The following is a 16,514-nucleotide window of genomic DNA, read 5'->3' as shown; positions in this document are numbered from 1 at the left end:
GTTGGTAAAGTTGTTATGTGGTTAGGAGATTCTTCTTTTATAAAAATGAAAAAATAGAATTATAAAAAAGGCACCTATTTAGAGATGCCTTTTTTTGTTATGCATTTTTTTAACGACGATTGGCTAAGAAACGACCTAGACGGGTAATTGCTTCACGTAATTCATTTTCAGCAGGTAAGAAAACCACGCGGAAATGATCAGGTGTTGGCCAGTTAAAGCCTGTACCTTGCACCAATAACACTTTTTCTGCACGTAGCAAATCAAGCATTAACTTTTCATCATCTTCAATTGGGTAGATGTTCGGGTCAAGGCGTGGGAAACAGTACATTGCTCCATCTGGTTTTACACAACTTACACCTGGAATTTCATTAAGCATTTCCCAAGCAATATTACGCTGTTCATATAAACGGCCACCAGGACGGATCAAGTCATTAATTGATTGATAACCGCCTAGGGCAGTTTGAATCGCATATTGAGCTTGAACGTTAGCACATAGGCGCATTGATGCTAACATATCTAATCCTTCGATATAGTCGGCAGCACGGCTTTTATCACCCGTAATTGCCATCCAACCTGAACGGAAGCCTGCAATACGATAAGCTTTTGATAAACCATTAAAAGATACACAAAGCTGGTCGCCCGCTAATGATGCTACTGAAACATGTTCAATACCGTCATAAATAATTTTGTCGTAAATTTCATCAGCAAATAAAATTAGATCATATTTTTTTGCAATCGCTACAATTTGTTCAAGAATATGGCGTGGATATACCGAACCCGTAGGGTTGTTCGGGTTAATGATGACAATACCGCGTGTATTCGGAGTAATCTTACTTTCGATATCAGCAATATCTGGATACCAGCTATTTTCTTCATCACATTTATAATGAATTGCTGTGCCGCCTGAAAGATTAACTGCTGCTGTCCAAAGCGGATAGTCCGGCATTGGAATCAGCATTTCGTCTCCGTCATCTAATAGGCCTTGCATAGCCATTACGATGAGTTCAGATACGCCATTACCAATATACACGTCATTGACATGCATATTGAGAATTCCTTTTTGCTGGTAATACTGACAAATTGCTTTGCGAGCAGGGAAGATACCTTTTGAGTCAACATAACCAATTGCATTTGGTAAGTTTAAAGCAACATCATTAATAATTTCTTGTGGTGCTTCAAATCCAAAAGGAGCTGGGTTACCAATATTCAACTTGATAATCTTATGTCCTTGCTCTTCCATTTCATTGGCGGCTCGTAAAACTGGCCCACGGATGTCATAACAAACATGCTCAAGCTTCGATGATTTTTTGATTTCTCGAGTAGATGGCATGGAATGGATGGTAGCAGTATTTTTAGACATAACGGGATTCACTTTTGCATATCGGTATAAATAACTTTTAAATGTTTTAACTGTTACCAAATTTAGATCATGTTGATCTTTCAATAGTTCAACAATTTTTTCATGGGTAAAACCCGATTGTTGATATTGTTTGATAATTGGTAGTAGTTGTTGGAAAACCACACTTTTTTTCTGAGACATGTTCTGTCCTATACAACCGTGCGCACTTAGAATAGCACTATGTTTGCTTGCTTTAAAGAAGATTAGTAATAAATTTGCTTACTTTTGATTTTGTATTTTGCTTACTTTTTGCTTTTTGTTCTTTATATGTTTAAATTCCAACAAATTTTACGTTCAGAGACTAGTGTTTTTGTGATGAATGGCGTAAATATAAAACTCGATCATCAGAAATGTTTACTTCAGAATAAAAGGTGTATGTCATGGGAAAAGTCAATAAAACAGACCGGGAATGGCAAAGAGAGTTATCACCAGAAGAGTATCGGATTACGCGACAAAAGGGCACTGAACCTGCATTTACGGGGCAATACTGGAATACTAAGCAACATGGCACCTATGTTTGCCGTTGTTGCGGCGCAGAGTTGTTCTCATCGGATACCAAATATGATAGCGGTTGCGGTTGGCCAAGTTTCTTCCGTCCGATCAATGGTGCTGTCATTGATGAACATGAAGATTTAACGCATGGTATGGTCAGAACTGAAATAGTTTGTCATGATTGCGAAGCTCATTTAGGGCATGTATTTGAAGATGGACCACAGCCGACTGGTTTGCGCTACTGTGTAAACTCGGCATCATTACAACTGAAAACAGAAGAAAAAAATGATGAGGAAACCTATCCATGAGTAATATTTATCAGTTTGAAGCTGAGCTGTTAGAGGGTGAAGTTAAGCAATTAGCTGATTATAAAGGTAAAGTTTTACTAATTGTAAACACTGCCAGTAAATGTGGTTTTACACCACAATTTGCTGGCCTCGAAAAACTTTATGAAAAATATAAAGATCAAGGATTAGAAGTTTTAGGTTTTCCCTGCAACCAGTTTGGTGGGCAAGATCCAGGAAGCAATAAAGAAATTGGTAGCTTCTGTCAGCGTAACTATGGGGTGAAATTTCCCATGTTTGCTAAAGTTGATGTAAAAGGCCCAGAAGCCCATGTGATTTTTAGATATTTAACACGTGAAGCTAAAGGTATTTTAGGTAGTAGTAGCATTAAATGGAACTTTACCAAATTCTTGGTAGGTAAAGATGGTGCTGTTTTAAATCGCTATGCACCTACGACTAAGCCAGAAGCTTTAGAAGCTGATATTGAAAAAGCATTAGCGAGTTAATCGTTTAAATGAACGCTATTCCTCAGGCTTTTGAGTTTTGGCAAGATGGGCGAATGCCGTATGTTGAAACCAGAAGATCCTGTTTTAGCCGAACCTGTTATAAGTCTCATAGTCATCCAACGTTTTCTATCGGGGCTATAGACGAGGGGAATAGCGTTTTTCAAAGTTCATTTGGTACGCCCCAAAAGATTGATGCTGGTACTTTGGTTGTCGTACCCGCACATATTGAGCATTCATGTAACCCTTTGCTGGATCAGGCTTGGAGCTACCAAATGCTACATTTGGATATAAGGTGGTTAAATCAGCTTTATTCAGAATTTCGAGAGCAAGGCCTGAATTTGCATTTGCCACAGCATAGGCCTCTGATAATAAAAGAAGAAACTTTATATCAGGCTTTTTCTGATATGAATGAAACTTTATTTGATCCTGAAAAATTAATTATTGAAAAAGAACAGTCGCTGATCTATTGCCTTACCCAGCTGTTACTCCCTCATTTCGTATTAGAAGAAATACAAAAAACTGAATATTTGTATGAAGATTTTTTGGACTTAATTCATATTATTAAATCGTCAGAACGATTTATTTCTCTTGAAGAGCTTGCAGAGCAGGTTGGTCTTAGTCGATATGCAATCATTCGTTTATTCAAGGCCAATGTTGGTTTAACTCCACATGCATTTCAAATTAATTTAAAGATTAATCAAGCCAGAGCTCAATTAAAGCAAGGGATTTCACTCGCAGAGCTAGCTGTCAATTTAGGCTTTAGTGATCAAAGCCATTTTCATAAAGCTTTTAAAGCACATACGGGAATTACTCCTCGACAGTTTCAACTTGCAGCCGCGCAATAATTTACAAGAAATTATTTTTCTCTATTTTTAAGCTACTCCATACAATTTTAAAGATGAAATCGTTATGGAAGTTTTTTTGGTTATCGCCTTTACTCACTTTTTAGCACTACTATCTCCAGGTCCAGATTTTTTTCTTATTTTGACCAGTCTTTTGCAAAAAGGAGCGCGTTATACCTATGGCGTTATTCTGGGAATTACTTTGGGTAATGCTGTTATCTTAATGGTGTGTATATTTGGATTTATGGTGCTTGGCAATTTAAGCACAACGATTCTTTTAGTACTTAAATGGCTGGGGGCTGGATATTTAGTTTATTTGAGTTTTCTTTGTTTTAGAGCCACTCAAGGAACAAACTTAAATATTACTGTTGCTGAAAATAGTTTGGTTGAACAAGAGTCTAGTTATAATAGTAAAGTTAAAAGCTTAGCTCTGGGTTTGCAATCCAGTCTTCTTAATCCTAAAAATATTATGTTTTATAGTAGCTTAATGCTACTTATTCAACAGGAATTTAGCTTATTTCAAAAATTACTAATGAGTATATGGATGACAGGAGTGGTTTTCGGGTGGAATTTATTATTAGTTCGTTTATTGCGTCAAGAGCGTGTATTAGCACAGATTAAACGCTCTGCTAGAGGAATATATTATTGCTCCAGTCTGGCTTTCATTTTTTTCGCAGTGTTATTGGTTGCCTATAGTTAAAGCAGATCGCATAGCCTTCTAAACAAAATGAAGGCTATGCAATTTTGCTGGGTTTAAAGAATCGCTTTTAAACGTTTAACAACTTCTTCACATTGTGCCAAATCTGCTACTAAAGCCATACGCACATGATTGGCACCAGGGTTACCTTGTTCGGTATCACGAGATAGATAACGACCCGGTAAAACTTTAATGTGTGCTTTTTCCATCAGCATCTTGGCAAAAGTTTCATCATTATCGACTTTTAACCAGTAATAAAAACCGGCATCAGGTTTTTGTAATGGCAGTAAATGACCTAGCTCAGATTGGAATAAGTCAAACTTTGCACGATATTGCTTACGGTTTTCTTCAACATGGTTTTCATCGTTCCACGCTGCGATTGAAGCAAGCTGGTGTTGTACTGGCATTGCAGCGCCGTGATAGGTGCGGTATTGCAAATATGGCTTTAACAGATCGGCATCACCCGCTACAAAACCTGAGCGCAAACCCGGTAAGTTTGAACGCTTTGAAAGTGAATGAAATACGATACAGTTTTTGTAGTCATCACGTCCAAGCTCAGCACAAACTTCTAATAGACCAGTAGGTGCTTGGTCAAACCAAAGCTCTGAATAGCATTCATCAGAAGCAATAACGAAATTATATTGATCAGATAAGGCAATTAGCTTTTTAAATTGTTCTTTGGAAAGCACAGTACCTGTTGGGTTACCCGGTGTACATACAAAAAGTAGGGCTGTCTTTTCCCAAACTTCTGCTGGTACTGCATCAAAATCACCTAAATAGCCATTTTCTTCCGTGCAATTAATGAAGTATGGCTTTGCACCTGCAAGTAAAGCCGCACCTTCATAAATTTGATAAAACGGGTTCGGCATCACCACATAAGGTGCATCTTCACGATTAATTAATGCCTGTACAAAAGAGAAAATGCCTTCACGTGTACCAGAGACAGGCAAGATGTGGTTTTCAGCACTAATGCTGTTAAGTTTAAAGCGCTTAGTTAACCAATCTGCAATGCTTTGGCGAAGCTCTGGTAAGCCTTTACTGTTTGGATAAGTTGATAAATGGTTAAAGTTATCAATAATAGCCTGTTTAACAAACTCTGGTGCTGGATGCTTAGGTTCGCCAATTGATAGAGGAATCAAGGGAAGGTTAGCAGGAGTAGTATCCTTAAAAAGTTGGTTTAACTTTTCAAATGGATACGGGTGTAATAACGACAAGCTAGAGTTCATTAAACAGTTACCAAGTAGTTGAGTTTCAGTGCTGACAAATTTGATTAGATGCTTCATCTAATGCAGCTTTCAGTTTTTCCGAGAAGAGTTTGACCTCTTCGTTATTCAGCGGTTTTCCATCTTTTTTGGTGACAAAGAAAATATCTTCGGCACGTTCACCTAAAGTTGCGATTCGCGCTGAATGGATGTCTAAACCTTGCATCATAAATAAACCACCCACACGTGCAAGTAGGCCGGGGTGATCGAGTGTTGAAATTTCGACCATATTTTGCTGTAAGGCTTCATTTAATGTTACATCGACTGTATTTTCAATATCGAAGTGACGTAATTGACGTGGAATACGACGTTGCATGAGTCCCGGATATTGGTCTGGTTGACTAAGGGCTTTCACTAATGCATTTTTAACAGTTTCTTCACGTTCTGGGTCGGTAAGCAATGTCCCGAAACGATCCAGTACCACATAAGTGTCTAAGCTAAATGCTGTACTTGCCGTGATAATTTTTGCGTCCTGAACGTCTAAGTTCATTCGGTCTAAAACGGCAACGGTGGTGGCAAATAGGTTAGGTTGATCGCGCGTATAAATAAAGATTTGCACCGCATCTTGAGCTGCTTTACGGTGAGCACGCAAGAGGACTAATGGCTCTGGATTATCACCATGTTTTAAAATTGCTTGTGTATGCCACGCAATTTCATCCGCCGATTCTTTAATGAAGTATTCATCACCTAGTTCTTGCCATACTTTTTCGACATCTGCCAATGCGAAGTTATTTACCAGCAATTCACTTGCTGCAAACTTGGTGTCTTCAATCAGCATTTGGTAGTCAACAGGACGGCCTAAACCTGTACGGATTACATCACGAGCATGCGTATAAAGCTGACGCATGAGAGAAGCGCGCCATGTGTTCCATAGTTTTGGATTTGTCGCGTTAATATCGGCAACCGTTAAGGTATATAGATAATCAAGATGCTCCATATCGCCCAGTTTTTCTGCAAAATCTTTCACGACATCAGGATCAGAAATATCTTTTTTCTGAGCGGTCAAGGACATGAGCAAATGGTTTTGAATAAGCCATGCAATTAATTTACATTCACGCTCTGTAAAGCCATGTGCACGGCCAAACTCAATTGCGTCTTCTGCGCCAAGTTCGCTATGATCGCCACCGCGTCCTTTTGCGATGTCATGGAATAAAGCAGCAATAAAGACAATATCTTGACGGGCAAGACGTTGGAAAACTGAACTTACTACAGGGAATTCTTTGGCAAATTCTGGTTCTCTAAAACGATTTAAATTACGCAGCAATAATAATGTGTGAGCATCGACCGTATAGATATGGAACAAGTCATATTGCATAAGGCCCATAATTTGGCCAAAAGCAGGAATATAGTTTCCTAAAACACCATATCGTTTCATCGCAACCAAGGTATCGTATAAACGATATGGTGAGCGAATAATCGACATAAACAGTGCTTGATGCTCTGGATTATCGCGATAACTTTGGTTGATTCGTTTCGCCGCAAGAATAAGTAAGCGTAAAGTACGAGCGCGAATGCCTTCAATATCTGGTCGATTGGCTAAAATATAGAACAGCTCTAAAATTGCGCTTGGATGTTCTGCGAATATTTTATGATGCTGTACGGCAAGTTTATTATCAACAATTTTAAAGTGATCGTTAACAACTTCAATTTTGCGTTCATAGTTGGGCAGTCGAGGAGTAATCACTGACTCGCTAAAATACGCAAGCAACATTTCATTGAGTGTTGAAACTTGCTGCGCCGTACGGTAGTAGCGTTTCATGAATTGCTCAACACCATAATTTACAGGTTGGCCTTCTTGACGAACATAACCAAATTTAGCGGCAATTTCCCTTTGATGGTCAAAGAGTAAACGGTTTTCATCACGTTTAGCTAAACGGTGTAAATGATGTCGAATTTCCCAAAGAAAACTTTCAGCTTCTTCTAAAACTGCTAATTCAAACTCTGAAATGAAACCTAAATGCACTAAGTCGTAAATACGGTTTACGCGGAAGTGGCGTTTGGCAATCCAGCCAATTTGGTTAATGTCACGGATACCGCCCGGTGCATTTTTAATGTCGGGTTCTAAATTACTTTCAGTATTGTTGTGTTGGTGATAACGCTTGGCTTGCTCTGCCATTTTTGCGTCATAAAATGTTTTATCTGTCCATGTCTGTGAAACAATACGGCGAGGCCATTTCGCAAGCTGACTATTACCCGTAATTAATCGCGCTTCAATTAAAGTTGTTGCAACGGTTAAATCTGTAGCAGCCTGTTCAACACAGCTTTGAATCGTGCGAACACTAATGCCGGGTTTGAAATTCCCCACGTCCCATAAAGAAGAAATAAATGTAGAGATACGTTTTTCGTTTTCTTCGTTAATTTCATGCTCCGATAGGATCATGATATCGACATCGGAATAGGGCAACATTTCACGGCGCCCATAACCGCCTACAGCAAAAAGGCCCAGTTCTGTCTGATCGAGTTCAGCATGTTTCCATAAAAAGATCAGTGCTTCATCTACTAAATCTGAACGGGCTTTAATGATTTCACGAATAGATTGCCCATTTTCATATGAATCTTGCAACTGCTTTTCTACATCCGTTCGCCACTGATTAATGGCTTTAATATCATGATGACTTGAGACATAGTTCAACAATGGCGATATATTGATCATGAAAATGGGTCTACCAATAAGTAAAAATTAAGAGTTTGTTTGAACGCTTACTTGATCAGCGGTTTCTTTCGCTAAAGTACGAGCAAGATCAGTATTTTCAGCACGAGCGGTTGCTACACCCATACGACGACGTTTGAAACCTTCTGGTTTGCCAAACAGGCGTAAATCGGTGTCTGGGTGTGTTAAAGCTACATTGAGATTACTATAACTTAAATTGCTGGCATCAACTCCAGCATAAATTACTGCACTTGCTGCAACACTGTGGCGTGCTGTGTTTACAGGTAAACCTAAAATTGCACGTGCATGCAGTTCAAATTCACTTTGAAACTGAGATGCTAAAGTTACGAGTCCTGTATCGTGTGGGCGAGGTGAGACTTCACTAAACCAAACCTTGTCGCCTTTAATAAACAGTTCTACACCAAAAATACCACAGCCACCAAGTGCAGTTGTCACTTTATTTGCAATACGTTTTGCTTCTTCGAGTGCCGCCGCCGTCATTGGTTGAGGTTGCCAGCTTTCTACATAATCCCCGGCATCTTGGCGGTGACCAATTGGGTCACAGTAATGAGTTTCGATTTCACCAGTTTCAGGGTTTTTAGCGCGAACGGTAAGTAATGTAATTTCAAAATCAAAATCAATTTGAGATTCAATAATAACCGTGCCTTGGTTAACACGGCCACCTTGCATCGCATATTCCCAAGCTGCATCGACTTCATCGAAACTTTTTACACGAGACTGACCTTTACCTGAAGATGACATGACTGGTTTTACAAAGTTTGGATAACCAATGTCATCGCAAGCGGCGCGGAAGCTTTCGAGCGTATCAGCAAAACGATAAGCAGAAGTAGGTAGGCCAAGTTCTTCAGCCGCAAGACGGCGGATGCCTTCACGGTTCATAGTCAGGTTTACAGCTTTAGCAGAAGGGATGACAGTTGCTACTTTGCTCGCTTCAATCTCAAGTAAAACTTCTGTCGCAATTGCTTCAATTTCTGGAACAATTAAATTTGGTTTAATTTTCTCGATGAGTTGTTTTAATTGGGCAGGATCTGCCATGTTTAATACATAAGAAAAATGTGCAACTTGCATTGCTGGTGCGTGATCATAACGGTCGGCTGCATGTACTTCTACACCAAGGCGTTGTAAGGAAATTACAACTTCTTTGCCAAGCTCTCCTGAACCTAACAATAAAACTTTAAATGCAGAAGATTGAAGTGGGGTACCGAGTGTCACGCTCATGCGAATCATCCTGACAAAATTATTTTTTTAAGCATAGCAGAACTTATGGTGGAGTTAAGCCTTATCATGCATAAAAAAAGTAATTTTGTCGGACAATTAAAAAAGTGGTTTTTAGATGTTAACCTGATAGTTTAAAAGCAATTCATCCGCATTTTTACCACGGATGCCCCAATTTTCTTTAGGTGTTTCAAAAATAGTAATTTCAATGTCTTGTGGAGAAATTCTACATTGTTCTTGAATATTACGAAATAAGGTTTGAATAAGCTGCTTTTTAGTGGCTGGGCTGCGGCCTGCAAACATTGAAAGTTCAATAATAATGTAATGCTGGCTCCTGTCAGAAGGATAAATGAAATTTCCTGGTTTAAGGCTAATAAAACGTTGAAACTTCTTCTCAACAGGATATTTCAATTCTTCAATAAGCGCTTGATGGATTGCATGAGAAAGTAATTCTCGGTATTGCATAATGGTTTGTTCATTTGCATAAATTTTAACTTGTGACATTTTTATCTCTATATAAGTAGCTAAGGTTATCTTTTTAATCAATTCAAAAATTAAATTTTCCAAGCCAGGAGTTTCAATCTTAAACGCCTCTGGCCAGATTTTATTTTATATAAGGAAGATCAGTTTATCTATTTATAAAGGTAAATAAGTATAGATCAGACCATAAACAATTGCGGCAGTTAAAGTTGCCGGTACGATTTTCTTAAATTTAAAATAAAGACCTGCTAAAACTAAAAAACCGATAAGCATTGCGAAACTCTTATTGGGAGTTTCAAGGAGAGGTGGAAGGGTAGCAACTACAAGCATGGCACTAATTGCAGATATTCCAATACTTCCTAAGGCAATTTTGATCCAGATTGAGCCGCGTCTTTGTTGGTTGCCCTGTAGTTTTTGTATTACAAAAAAAGGTCCAAAGCGTGAAGCAAAATTGGCTATGCCTACAATAATGCCGACCAAAATAATTTCTAGGTTCATATTAAGCCTCAACCTCATCATGCTGTTTCAGCACATAATGTTTAAATAGACCAGCTAAAATGCCTGAAAAAATACCAATAAAGATAGCCGCTGATAAGTTAATCCAATAACATGCCAAAGCTGAAACTACTAAAGATACAGCAACAACAAGGCTGTGCTTTCGTTCAAATGCGGCTAATAAAAAACTTAAAAATAAAGCAGGTAATAAGAAGTCTAAAGCTGCTTGTAAAAACTTTGGTAAATGAGCAACTTGATCGGCAAATAATCCACCTAACAAAGAGCCACTTGCCCAAGCCATCCAACTAAATAGACTTAGGCCAAGCATCCAAGACTCGGACCATTGTTGTTTGCGCTGTGAAAGTTGGATCATTCCACTGGCAAAAACTTCATCCGTTAAGCCCCAAGCCCATACTGCAGTTTTCTTAAGATTTAATTTGTTTGGAATCAGGTTGTATAGAGCAGGTCCATAAAGGACATGGCGAATATCTAGTGCTATAACTGTTAATGCTGTTAGCCAGATGGATGAACCGCTAGCCAAAAGAGCGACAACCAAAAATTGGCTAGCGCCAGCATACATTGAACAAGATAGAAAAAAAGCTTCCCATGGTGTAAAACCAAACTGCGATGCAGAAACGCCAAAGGCAAAAGAAACGGGTAAATAGGTGAGTACGATAGCTTGGCTATCTTTGGCGCCTTGCCAAAAAGTTGCTGTTTGGGCAGGCATCAATTGTTGTTCGGACACAATACACCTTGGCAATAAACCAAATGATAAAAATACTTGAAAGATTGAGTATTGTAGCCGAATTTAATAGCATAGTGCCGAAATGTTTAATCGGCAGTTTGATATGTTCAAGGCAAAGATTCGTTTAGTTTATATCGCCATGATGAGTGCAGGTATTTTTACATTGCAGGGCTGTGATAATGGTAATCAAGGTGCAGAAAAAAAAGTAGAAATTAAGCCAGCACCGAAACTAACCAATGATGCAACTGTTTATGCTCAAAAAGCATGGGCATTAATTAACACGGTTGAGCATTTAGTTTATGAAAAACAACTCAGCCAAATTGATGACAAAGTTCGTAAACCTTTACGTCAATTGAGTACAGACTGGCGCATTAATGTAAAAATGACGGATTCAGTGACAGAAGGGAAATATGCACTCTGCCGTAAGGCTCTGACAAGTTTAGATATATGGGCACGCGAAACACTAGAAAACAATAGTTCAGTTGCCCAAAAACAAGCGGACTATGAGCGAGATAAGGCTCAATGTAAGGATGCGATCGATACACCAAATCTTGGAAATACGTCGCCAAAATAAAACTAATGAATCTAAAAAAAGCGAGATGATCAATCTCGCTTTTTTTGCTTTTAAACGATAATGAGTGAATGTGAATTACGGTTTTGTGGCAGCTTTAGCGGTGTTTGCAGTCTTCACAGCATCTTGTTTCATTTGATGAGTCATTTGCTGTGATTCATGTTGAGCATGAGTCGCGCTGGTCATTGCATCATGTTTTTGAGTGCTTAAGTCTTTTTTAACATCCTGTTTAGTTTTAGTTACCTCTTTCTTGGCTTTTTGAGCGGTAGCTTTTCCATGTACCGCTACACATTTTCCACCTTTGTGATTTGGTCCTGTACCGCCTTGTAGTTGAGTCCCTTTTGGACATGCAAATGCCGAAACACTTAACATAGCCAATACGCCTGCTGTAAGAATTGTTGATAATTTTTTCATGTTAATCAGCGCCTTGTTGAGTATTATTGCTCAGCTTGAGTGTAGGGTGAAAATATCTGCTTTAACACATTTATTTTGTGGAAATAGAGTTTGAACAATGTTTTGATTTGCAGTGTTATCTAATTTTTTAATTTAATTTTAAGTTTTTATTATTTAGCCGCTTTTAAAAAATTAGGATTGTGCTTTAGCAACTACTTTCAATTTTTCAATATCTAAAATCTCAATTTTTCTAAAAGCAATTTTAATGATTTTCTGTTTTTCGAGCAGGCTCAGTTCATGATTGATCGTCTGTCTAGATGTGGTCAGCATATTTGCCAACTGTTCTTGAGAAATATGGATGTGATGATCTTGAATAAGAATATGATTCCCATATCCTTCTAAAATGAATAGAAGACGCTGAGCCAGCCTTTGAGAAATACTACGTGTTTGGATAGCAATCTGTTCTAAGAAAACGTATCTAAGTTTTTGGCTCGTTAAACGTGCAAAATAGTACCAATAATATGGATTTTCCTTGAGTAGATCATTTAATGGTTTTGCAGGAATATGTAGAACTGTGCTTTTTTTCAATGCAATCGCATCGTGTGAGCGCGGTTCATGATCAATCAATGATATTTCACCAAACCACATGATTGGCTCAGCAATAGCAGAAAGAGCTTCATTACCATTTACATCGACATAACCCAAGCTAATCGAGCCTTCAAGTACGGTATAGATGCCATCAAATAGATCTTGAGCATGGAAAACATAGCTATTTTTCTCAAAGGTGATTTGTTTGCCATGTTCTAGAATAAAATTTTGGAATGTTTCCGGAAGCACACTAAACCATGTGTTTTCTTTTAGTCGATTAATATAAATTAGGTCCAATATTCGGTCATCCATGAAAAAATTCATTACATTTGTCAAATAGCTGACAACTTTACGTTTTCCTTATATGTACAGTATGACTATATGTAAGTGAATAGGGAATAACTCATGTCAAATCTGGAGCAAGAGCTTAGCAAATATGCGGCTTACCACTTAAATCATAAAAATATTTTGACGCATTTTATCGGTATTCCGCTCATCGTGTTTTCAATTTTGTGTTTAACCGCAAGAGCAGGCATCGATATCGGTAATTTTAAACTGACTTTAGCCATAGTCCTGATTACAGCTAGTACGATCTATTATTTATTGCTAGATAAAGTATTTGGCTTACTCATGCTCGTTCTTTTAGCTGCTTTGTATCCACTGGCGAGCCAAATTGCACAGTTATCTTTTGGAGAATGGTTGGCAGCAAGTATTGGTTTCTTTGTGGTGGGTTGGGTCTTTCAGTTTGTGGGACATTATTTTGAAAAGAAAAAACCTGCTTTTGTTGATGATGTGATAGGACTTGCGATAGGACCATTATTTGTATTGGCAGAATTTATTTTTATGCTAGGTTTTAGAAAGTCACTGCATGAGCGTATTTTACAAGAGGCGCGTAGTAAACGAGAGACGATGGATTTAAGTCATTAAATATAAAAAAAGCCCCAACATATTGGGGCTTTTTTAGCTTTAACTTAAACGTTAAAACGGAAGTGCATTACATCGCCGTCTTGAACAACGTAAGTTTTACCTTCTAAACGCCATTTACCAGCTTCTTTAGCGCCGTTTTCACCGTTGTATTGTACGAAGTCATCATATGCAACAACTTCAGCACGGATGAAGCCTTTTTCGAAGTCGGTATGAATCACACCAGCTGCTTGAGGAGCGGTTGCGCCAACTTTTACTGTCCATGCACGAACTTCTTGTACACCAGCAGTGAAATAAGTCTGTAAACCTAAAAGCGCATAACCTGCACGAATAACCACATTTAAACCTGGTTCTTCCATGCCCATCGCTTCTAAAAACTCAGCACGATCTTCATCTTCTAATAATGAAATTTCAGCTTCGATTTGGTTGCAAAGAGGAACAACAATTGCGTTTTCTTCGCTTGCAAGTTTTTTAACTGCTTCTAAGTGTGGGTTGTTTTCAAAACCGTCTTCTGCAACGTTTGCAATATACATCGTTGGTTTTAAAGTCATTAAACCAAAACCACGAACTAATTTACGTTCGTCATCAGACAAATCAGCTGCACGAGCTGGTTTACCTTCGTCAAGTAACGGTTGGATTTTTTCTAAAACTACTTTAGTTGCTACAGCTTCTTTGTCACCGCCTTTAGCAACTTTAGTTAAACGTAAAATTGCTTTAGCAACAGTTTCAAGATCGGCAAGCGCAAGTTCAGTATTAATAGTTGCGATGTCGTCTAATGGATCAATTTTACCATTTACGTGAATTACGTTTTCGTCTTCGAAACAACGTACAACATGAGCGATTGCATCCGTTTCACGGATGTTAGCAAGGAATTGGTTACCTAAGCCTTCACCTTTTGATGCACCAGCAACAAGACCTGCAATGTCCACAAATTCCATTGTGGTAGGCAAAATACGCTGTGGTTTAACAATCGCAGCAAGTTTGTCTAAACGTGGATCTGGTACAGGAACAATACCTGTGTTTGGTTCAATGGTACAGAAAGGGAAGTTTTCCGCTGCAATCGCTGCTTTCGTTAATGCATTGAAAAGGGTAGATTTCCCTACGTTTGGCAGACCAACAATACCGCAATTAAAACCCATGAAAACCACTCACAAATGTGTAAATTAAAAATTGTCGCTGATTTTACATGAAAGCCATGACAAAGTCATGGCTAGAGCGGGGTTGTATTGCTTTTAAACTTTACGTTTATCAAGTTGCTGGGCTAATGCATCGCCAGTCGCTTGTACTAACATGACTAAAACAATGAGCACAAAAATTACAGCCAACATAATTTGCATATCAAAACGTTGATAGCCATAACGATAAGCAATGTCTCCTAGACCACCTGCACCAATAGCACCAGCAATCGCAGAGGAGTTAATCATAGTCACAATAGTCACGGTAAAGCCTGCCACAATACCCGGCAAAGCCTCTGGTAAAAGCACATGCCAAATAATTTGTTTACGGTTGCAACCCATGGCTTGTGCAGCTTCAATTAAGCCTTGATCGACTTCGCGTAAGCTGACTTCCGCAATACGAGCAAAGAAGGGAATTGCCGCAATCGTCAATGGAACAACGGCTGCCCAAACCCCATAACTTGTACCCACAATCCAGCGAGTAAGCGGAATAAGCGCAACCATTAAAATAAGAAAGGGTACAGAGCGAGTAATGTTGATGACCCAACCTAAAGCTTGATTAATCTTTTGTGACGGATGAATGCCGTGCTCAGAAGTACTGACTAAAACAACAGCAATGGGTAAGCCAATTAAAAAAGCAATAAACGCAGATGCACCTACCATGAGTAAGGTATCTACAGTTCCAGTAATTAATAAATCAATGAGCTGGTCGTGCATAGCCAAGTACCTCAAATTGTGCAATTGCAGTTAATGCATCTTGTCGTATAGATGAAATATCAATTTCTACGTTAGGAATACCGACTAAAAGTGAACCAATAATATGCCCTTGAATGGTATCGACCTGACTTTGATATAAATTGACAGGTGCTTTAAATTTGGCAAGTAATTCTTGAATATCGGGAACCTGATGTGCTTCAGCCTCATATTTCAGTTTTACAATAATATGAGTCGAATCTTCATCGGGTAGAGGACTGATTTTAAAAGGCAGGGTAATTTGCTCAAGGTTTAACAATTCTTGAGTAATTTGTTGTTCTGGTCGTGAAAATACAGACCAAACTTGTCCAGCCTCTACTATCTCACCTTGATCAATCACCACCACTTGATCACAAATTTCTCGAATAACCTGCATTTCGTGAGTAATTAATACAATAGTAAGACCCAGCTCCTGATTAATCTTTTTAAGTAAAGCCAAAATAGTGGCGGTACTTTCAGGGTCAAGTGCCGAGGTGGCTTCATCACACAGTAAAATTTCAGGATGGTGAACAAGTGCGCGTGCAATACCGACACGTTGCTTTTGTCCGCCTGAAAGTTGTGATGGATAATAGTTAGATTTATCTGCAAGGCCTACGAGTGCCAGAACTTCATTTACACGCTCATCGATATCTGCTTTATTGTAATTGGAAACTTTTAAGGGCAATGCCACATTTTCCCAAACCGTTTTTGCGGACATTAAATTGAAATGTTGAAAAATCATTCCAATTCTTTGACGGGTTTGAATAAGCTCGGAATGGCTCAATTCAGCAATGTTTTGTTGATGGATATGAATGCTGCCAGTATTTACTTGTTCTAAGCCATTTAAAGTGCGGAGTAAGGAAGATTTTCCAGCACCACTTTTACCAATAATGCCTAAAATCTTACCTTGAGGAATATCAAGGTTAATCTCTTTTAAAGCATGCAGTTTTTGACCCTGCGATTGGTAAAACTTATTTAAACCACGAATTTTGATATGGGGTAGAGAAAAATCAACTTGTGATCCAAAACTCACCATCGTCATT

At 38.6% G+C, this 16,514-nt stretch carries 18 protein-coding genes; 6 read left to right on the top strand and 12 right to left on the bottom strand.

Annotation, left to right across the window (positions count from 1 at the left end):
- Nucleotides 1–109: 109 nt before the first annotated feature.
- Complete coding sequence (locus AW165_RS10680; RefSeq protein WP_014206525.1) at nucleotides 110–1,540, bottom strand: pyridoxal phosphate-dependent aminotransferase; 1,431 nt, start codon at nucleotides 1,538–1,540, stop codon at nucleotides 110–112.
- Between the two features lie 239 nt (nucleotides 1,541–1,779).
- Between AW165_RS10680 and msrB the strand changes: the two genes are divergently transcribed.
- The 4 genes from msrB to AW165_RS10660 all read left to right on the top strand — a co-directional run bounded on the left by msrB (nucleotide 1,780) and on the right by AW165_RS10660 (nucleotide 4,223).
- Nucleotides 1,780–2,199 (top strand): peptide-methionine (R)-S-oxide reductase MsrB, encoded by a 420-nt coding sequence (gene msrB / locus AW165_RS10675; RefSeq protein ID WP_002114184.1) that lies wholly within the window; start codon nucleotides 1,780–1,782, stop codon nucleotides 2,197–2,199.
- Entirely contained in the window at nucleotides 2,196–2,681 is a 486-nt protein-coding gene (locus tag AW165_RS10670) for a glutathione peroxidase (RefSeq protein WP_002114194.1), read from the top strand. The genes msrB and AW165_RS10670 overlap by 4 nt, the downstream gene beginning before the upstream one ends.
- An 8-nt stretch (nucleotides 2,682–2,689) precedes the next feature.
- Entirely contained in the window at nucleotides 2,690–3,526 is an 837-nt protein-coding gene (locus tag AW165_RS10665) for an AraC family transcriptional regulator (protein WP_060465789.1), read from the top strand.
- Between the two features lie 64 nt (nucleotides 3,527–3,590).
- Entirely contained in the window at nucleotides 3,591–4,223 is a 633-nt protein-coding gene (locus AW165_RS10660) for a LysE family translocator (protein WP_060465788.1), read from the top strand.
- A 53-nt stretch (nucleotides 4,224–4,276) separates the two neighbouring features.
- Here the strand turns inward: AW165_RS10660 and dapC are convergent, their stop codons facing one another.
- The 6 genes from dapC to AW165_RS10630 form a co-directional block, all read right to left on the bottom strand.
- Nucleotides 4,277–5,446 carry a succinyldiaminopimelate transaminase gene (gene dapC / locus AW165_RS10655; RefSeq protein WP_025469676.1) on the bottom strand — a complete coding sequence of 390 codons (1,170 nt, stop codon included), beginning with the start codon at nucleotides 5,444–5,446 and terminating at the stop codon, nucleotides 4,277–4,279.
- 25 nt (nucleotides 5,447–5,471) lie between these two features.
- The gene (glnD, locus tag AW165_RS10650; protein WP_000608324.1) at nucleotides 5,472–8,135 is read right to left on the bottom strand and encodes a [protein-PII] uridylyltransferase; all 2,664 of its coding nucleotides are present in this window, start codon (nucleotides 8,133–8,135) and stop codon (nucleotides 5,472–5,474) included.
- Nucleotides 8,136–8,162: 27 nt separating this feature from the next.
- Nucleotides 8,163–9,380, bottom strand: coding sequence for a formate-dependent phosphoribosylglycinamide formyltransferase (gene purT / locus AW165_RS10645; RefSeq protein ID WP_081410613.1), 1,218 nt, complete (start codon nucleotides 9,378–9,380; stop codon nucleotides 8,163–8,165).
- Between the two features lie 102 nt (nucleotides 9,381–9,482).
- The gene (locus tag AW165_RS10640; protein ID WP_000084507.1) at nucleotides 9,483–9,872 is read right to left on the bottom strand and encodes a tautomerase family protein; all 390 of its coding nucleotides are present in this window, start codon (nucleotides 9,870–9,872) and stop codon (nucleotides 9,483–9,485) included.
- Nucleotides 9,873–10,004: 132 nt separating this feature from the next.
- Nucleotides 10,005–10,346 carry an L-valine transporter subunit YgaH gene (ygaH, locus tag AW165_RS10635; protein ID WP_001047275.1) on the bottom strand — a complete coding sequence of 114 codons (342 nt, stop codon included), beginning with the start codon at nucleotides 10,344–10,346 and terminating at the stop codon, nucleotides 10,005–10,007.
- A 1-nt stretch (nucleotide 10,347) separates the two neighbouring features.
- Nucleotides 10,348–11,070 carry an AzlC family ABC transporter permease gene (locus tag AW165_RS10630; protein WP_001111398.1) on the bottom strand — a complete coding sequence of 241 codons (723 nt, stop codon included), beginning with the start codon at nucleotides 11,068–11,070 and terminating at the stop codon, nucleotides 10,348–10,350.
- Nucleotides 11,071–11,191: 121 nt separating this feature from the next.
- Here AW165_RS10630 and AW165_RS10625 point away from each other — a divergent pair, with 121 nt between their 5' ends.
- Complete coding sequence (locus tag AW165_RS10625) at nucleotides 11,192–11,662, top strand: hypothetical protein (protein WP_025466018.1); 471 nt, start codon at nucleotides 11,192–11,194, stop codon at nucleotides 11,660–11,662.
- A gap of 75 nt (nucleotides 11,663–11,737) precedes the next feature.
- Here AW165_RS10625 and AW165_RS10620 read toward each other — a convergent pair whose 3' ends face one another.
- Together AW165_RS10620 and AW165_RS10615 are read right to left on the bottom strand one after the other, a co-directional pair.
- Nucleotides 11,738–12,073, bottom strand: coding sequence for a hypothetical protein (locus AW165_RS10620; protein WP_005076398.1), 336 nt, complete (start codon nucleotides 12,071–12,073; stop codon nucleotides 11,738–11,740).
- A gap of 171 nt (nucleotides 12,074–12,244) precedes the next feature.
- Entirely contained in the window at nucleotides 12,245–12,952 is a 708-nt protein-coding gene (locus tag AW165_RS10615) for a Crp/Fnr family transcriptional regulator (protein WP_060465801.1), read from the bottom strand.
- A 93-nt stretch (nucleotides 12,953–13,045) separates the two neighbouring features.
- On the opposite strand from AW165_RS10615, the gene AW165_RS10610 reads away from it, so the two are divergent.
- Nucleotides 13,046–13,567, top strand: coding sequence for a DUF962 domain-containing protein (locus tag AW165_RS10610; RefSeq protein WP_060465786.1), 522 nt, complete (start codon nucleotides 13,046–13,048; stop codon nucleotides 13,565–13,567).
- Between the two features lie 44 nt (nucleotides 13,568–13,611).
- Here AW165_RS10610 and ychF read toward each other — a convergent pair whose 3' ends face one another.
- From ychF to AW165_RS10595, 3 genes are all read right to left on the bottom strand, one after another.
- Nucleotides 13,612–14,703 carry a redox-regulated ATPase YchF gene (gene ychF / locus AW165_RS10605; protein WP_060465785.1) on the bottom strand — a complete coding sequence of 364 codons (1,092 nt, stop codon included), beginning with the start codon at nucleotides 14,701–14,703 and terminating at the stop codon, nucleotides 13,612–13,614.
- Nucleotides 14,704–14,796: 93 nt separating this feature from the next.
- On the bottom strand, nucleotides 14,797–15,456 hold the full coding sequence (locus AW165_RS10600) for a methionine ABC transporter permease (RefSeq protein ID WP_004792864.1): 660 nt from the start codon (nucleotides 15,454–15,456) through the stop codon (nucleotides 14,797–14,799).
- A complete protein-coding gene (locus AW165_RS10595; RefSeq protein ID WP_081410612.1) occupies nucleotides 15,437–16,513 on the bottom strand; it encodes a methionine ABC transporter ATP-binding protein in 1,077 nt (358 codons plus the stop codon). The genes AW165_RS10600 and AW165_RS10595 overlap by 20 nt, the downstream gene beginning before the upstream one ends.
- Nucleotide 16,514 lies beyond the last annotated feature (1 nt).

The organism is Acinetobacter sp. LMB-5 (assembly GCF_001541635.1).
Classification (GTDB): Bacteria; Pseudomonadota; Gammaproteobacteria; order Pseudomonadales; family Moraxellaceae; genus Acinetobacter; species Acinetobacter pittii.
This window is presented reverse-complemented; position numbering and strand designations above follow the sequence as displayed.

Coding starts and splice junctions, on each gene's coding strand:
- AW165_RS10625 (WP_025466018.1), top strand. CDS start 11,192: ATGTTCAAGGCAAAGATTCGTTTAGTTTATATCGCCATGATGAGTGCA.
- ychF (WP_060465785.1), bottom strand. CDS start 14,703: ATGGGTTTTAATTGCGGTATTGTTGGTCTGCCAAACGTAGGGAAATCT.
- AW165_RS10620 (WP_005076398.1), bottom strand. CDS start 12,073: ATGAAAAAATTATCAACAATTCTTACAGCAGGCGTATTGGCTATGTTA.
- ygaH (WP_001047275.1), bottom strand. CDS start 10,346: ATGAACCTAGAAATTATTTTGGTCGGCATTATTGTAGGCATAGCCAAT.
- AW165_RS10630 (WP_001111398.1), bottom strand. CDS start 11,070: ATGCCTGCCCAAACAGCAACTTTTTGGCAAGGCGCCAAAGATAGCCAA.
- AW165_RS10670 (WP_002114194.1), top strand. CDS start 2,196: ATGAGTAATATTTATCAGTTTGAAGCTGAGCTGTTAGAGGGTGAAGTT.
- AW165_RS10600 (WP_004792864.1), bottom strand. CDS start 15,456: ATGCACGACCAGCTCATTGATTTATTAATTACTGGAACTGTAGATACC.
- dapC (WP_025469676.1), bottom strand. CDS start 5,446: ATGAACTCTAGCTTGTCGTTATTACACCCGTATCCATTTGAAAAGTTA.
- AW165_RS10665 (WP_060465789.1), top strand. CDS start 2,690: ATGAACGCTATTCCTCAGGCTTTTGAGTTTTGGCAAGATGGGCGAATG.
- AW165_RS10680 (WP_014206525.1), bottom strand. CDS start 1,540: ATGTCTCAGAAAAAAAGTGTGGTTTTCCAACAACTACTACCAATTATC.
- msrB (WP_002114184.1), top strand. CDS start 1,780: ATGGGAAAAGTCAATAAAACAGACCGGGAATGGCAAAGAGAGTTATCA.
- AW165_RS10595 (WP_081410612.1), bottom strand. CDS start 16,513: ATGACGATGGTGAGTTTTGGATCACAAGTTGATTTTTCTCTACCCCAT.
- glnD (WP_000608324.1), bottom strand. CDS start 8,135: ATGATCAATATATCGCCATTGTTGAACTATGTCTCAAGTCATCATGAT.
- purT (WP_081410613.1), bottom strand. CDS start 9,380: ATGATTCGCATGAGCGTGACACTCGGTACCCCACTTCAATCTTCTGCA.
- AW165_RS10660 (WP_060465788.1), top strand. CDS start 3,591: ATGGAAGTTTTTTTGGTTATCGCCTTTACTCACTTTTTAGCACTACTA.
- AW165_RS10610 (WP_060465786.1), top strand. CDS start 13,046: ATGTCAAATCTGGAGCAAGAGCTTAGCAAATATGCGGCTTACCACTTA.
- AW165_RS10615 (WP_060465801.1), bottom strand. CDS start 12,952: ATGGATGACCGAATATTGGACCTAATTTATATTAATCGACTAAAAGAA.
- AW165_RS10640 (WP_000084507.1), bottom strand. CDS start 9,872: ATGTCACAAGTTAAAATTTATGCAAATGAACAAACCATTATGCAATAC.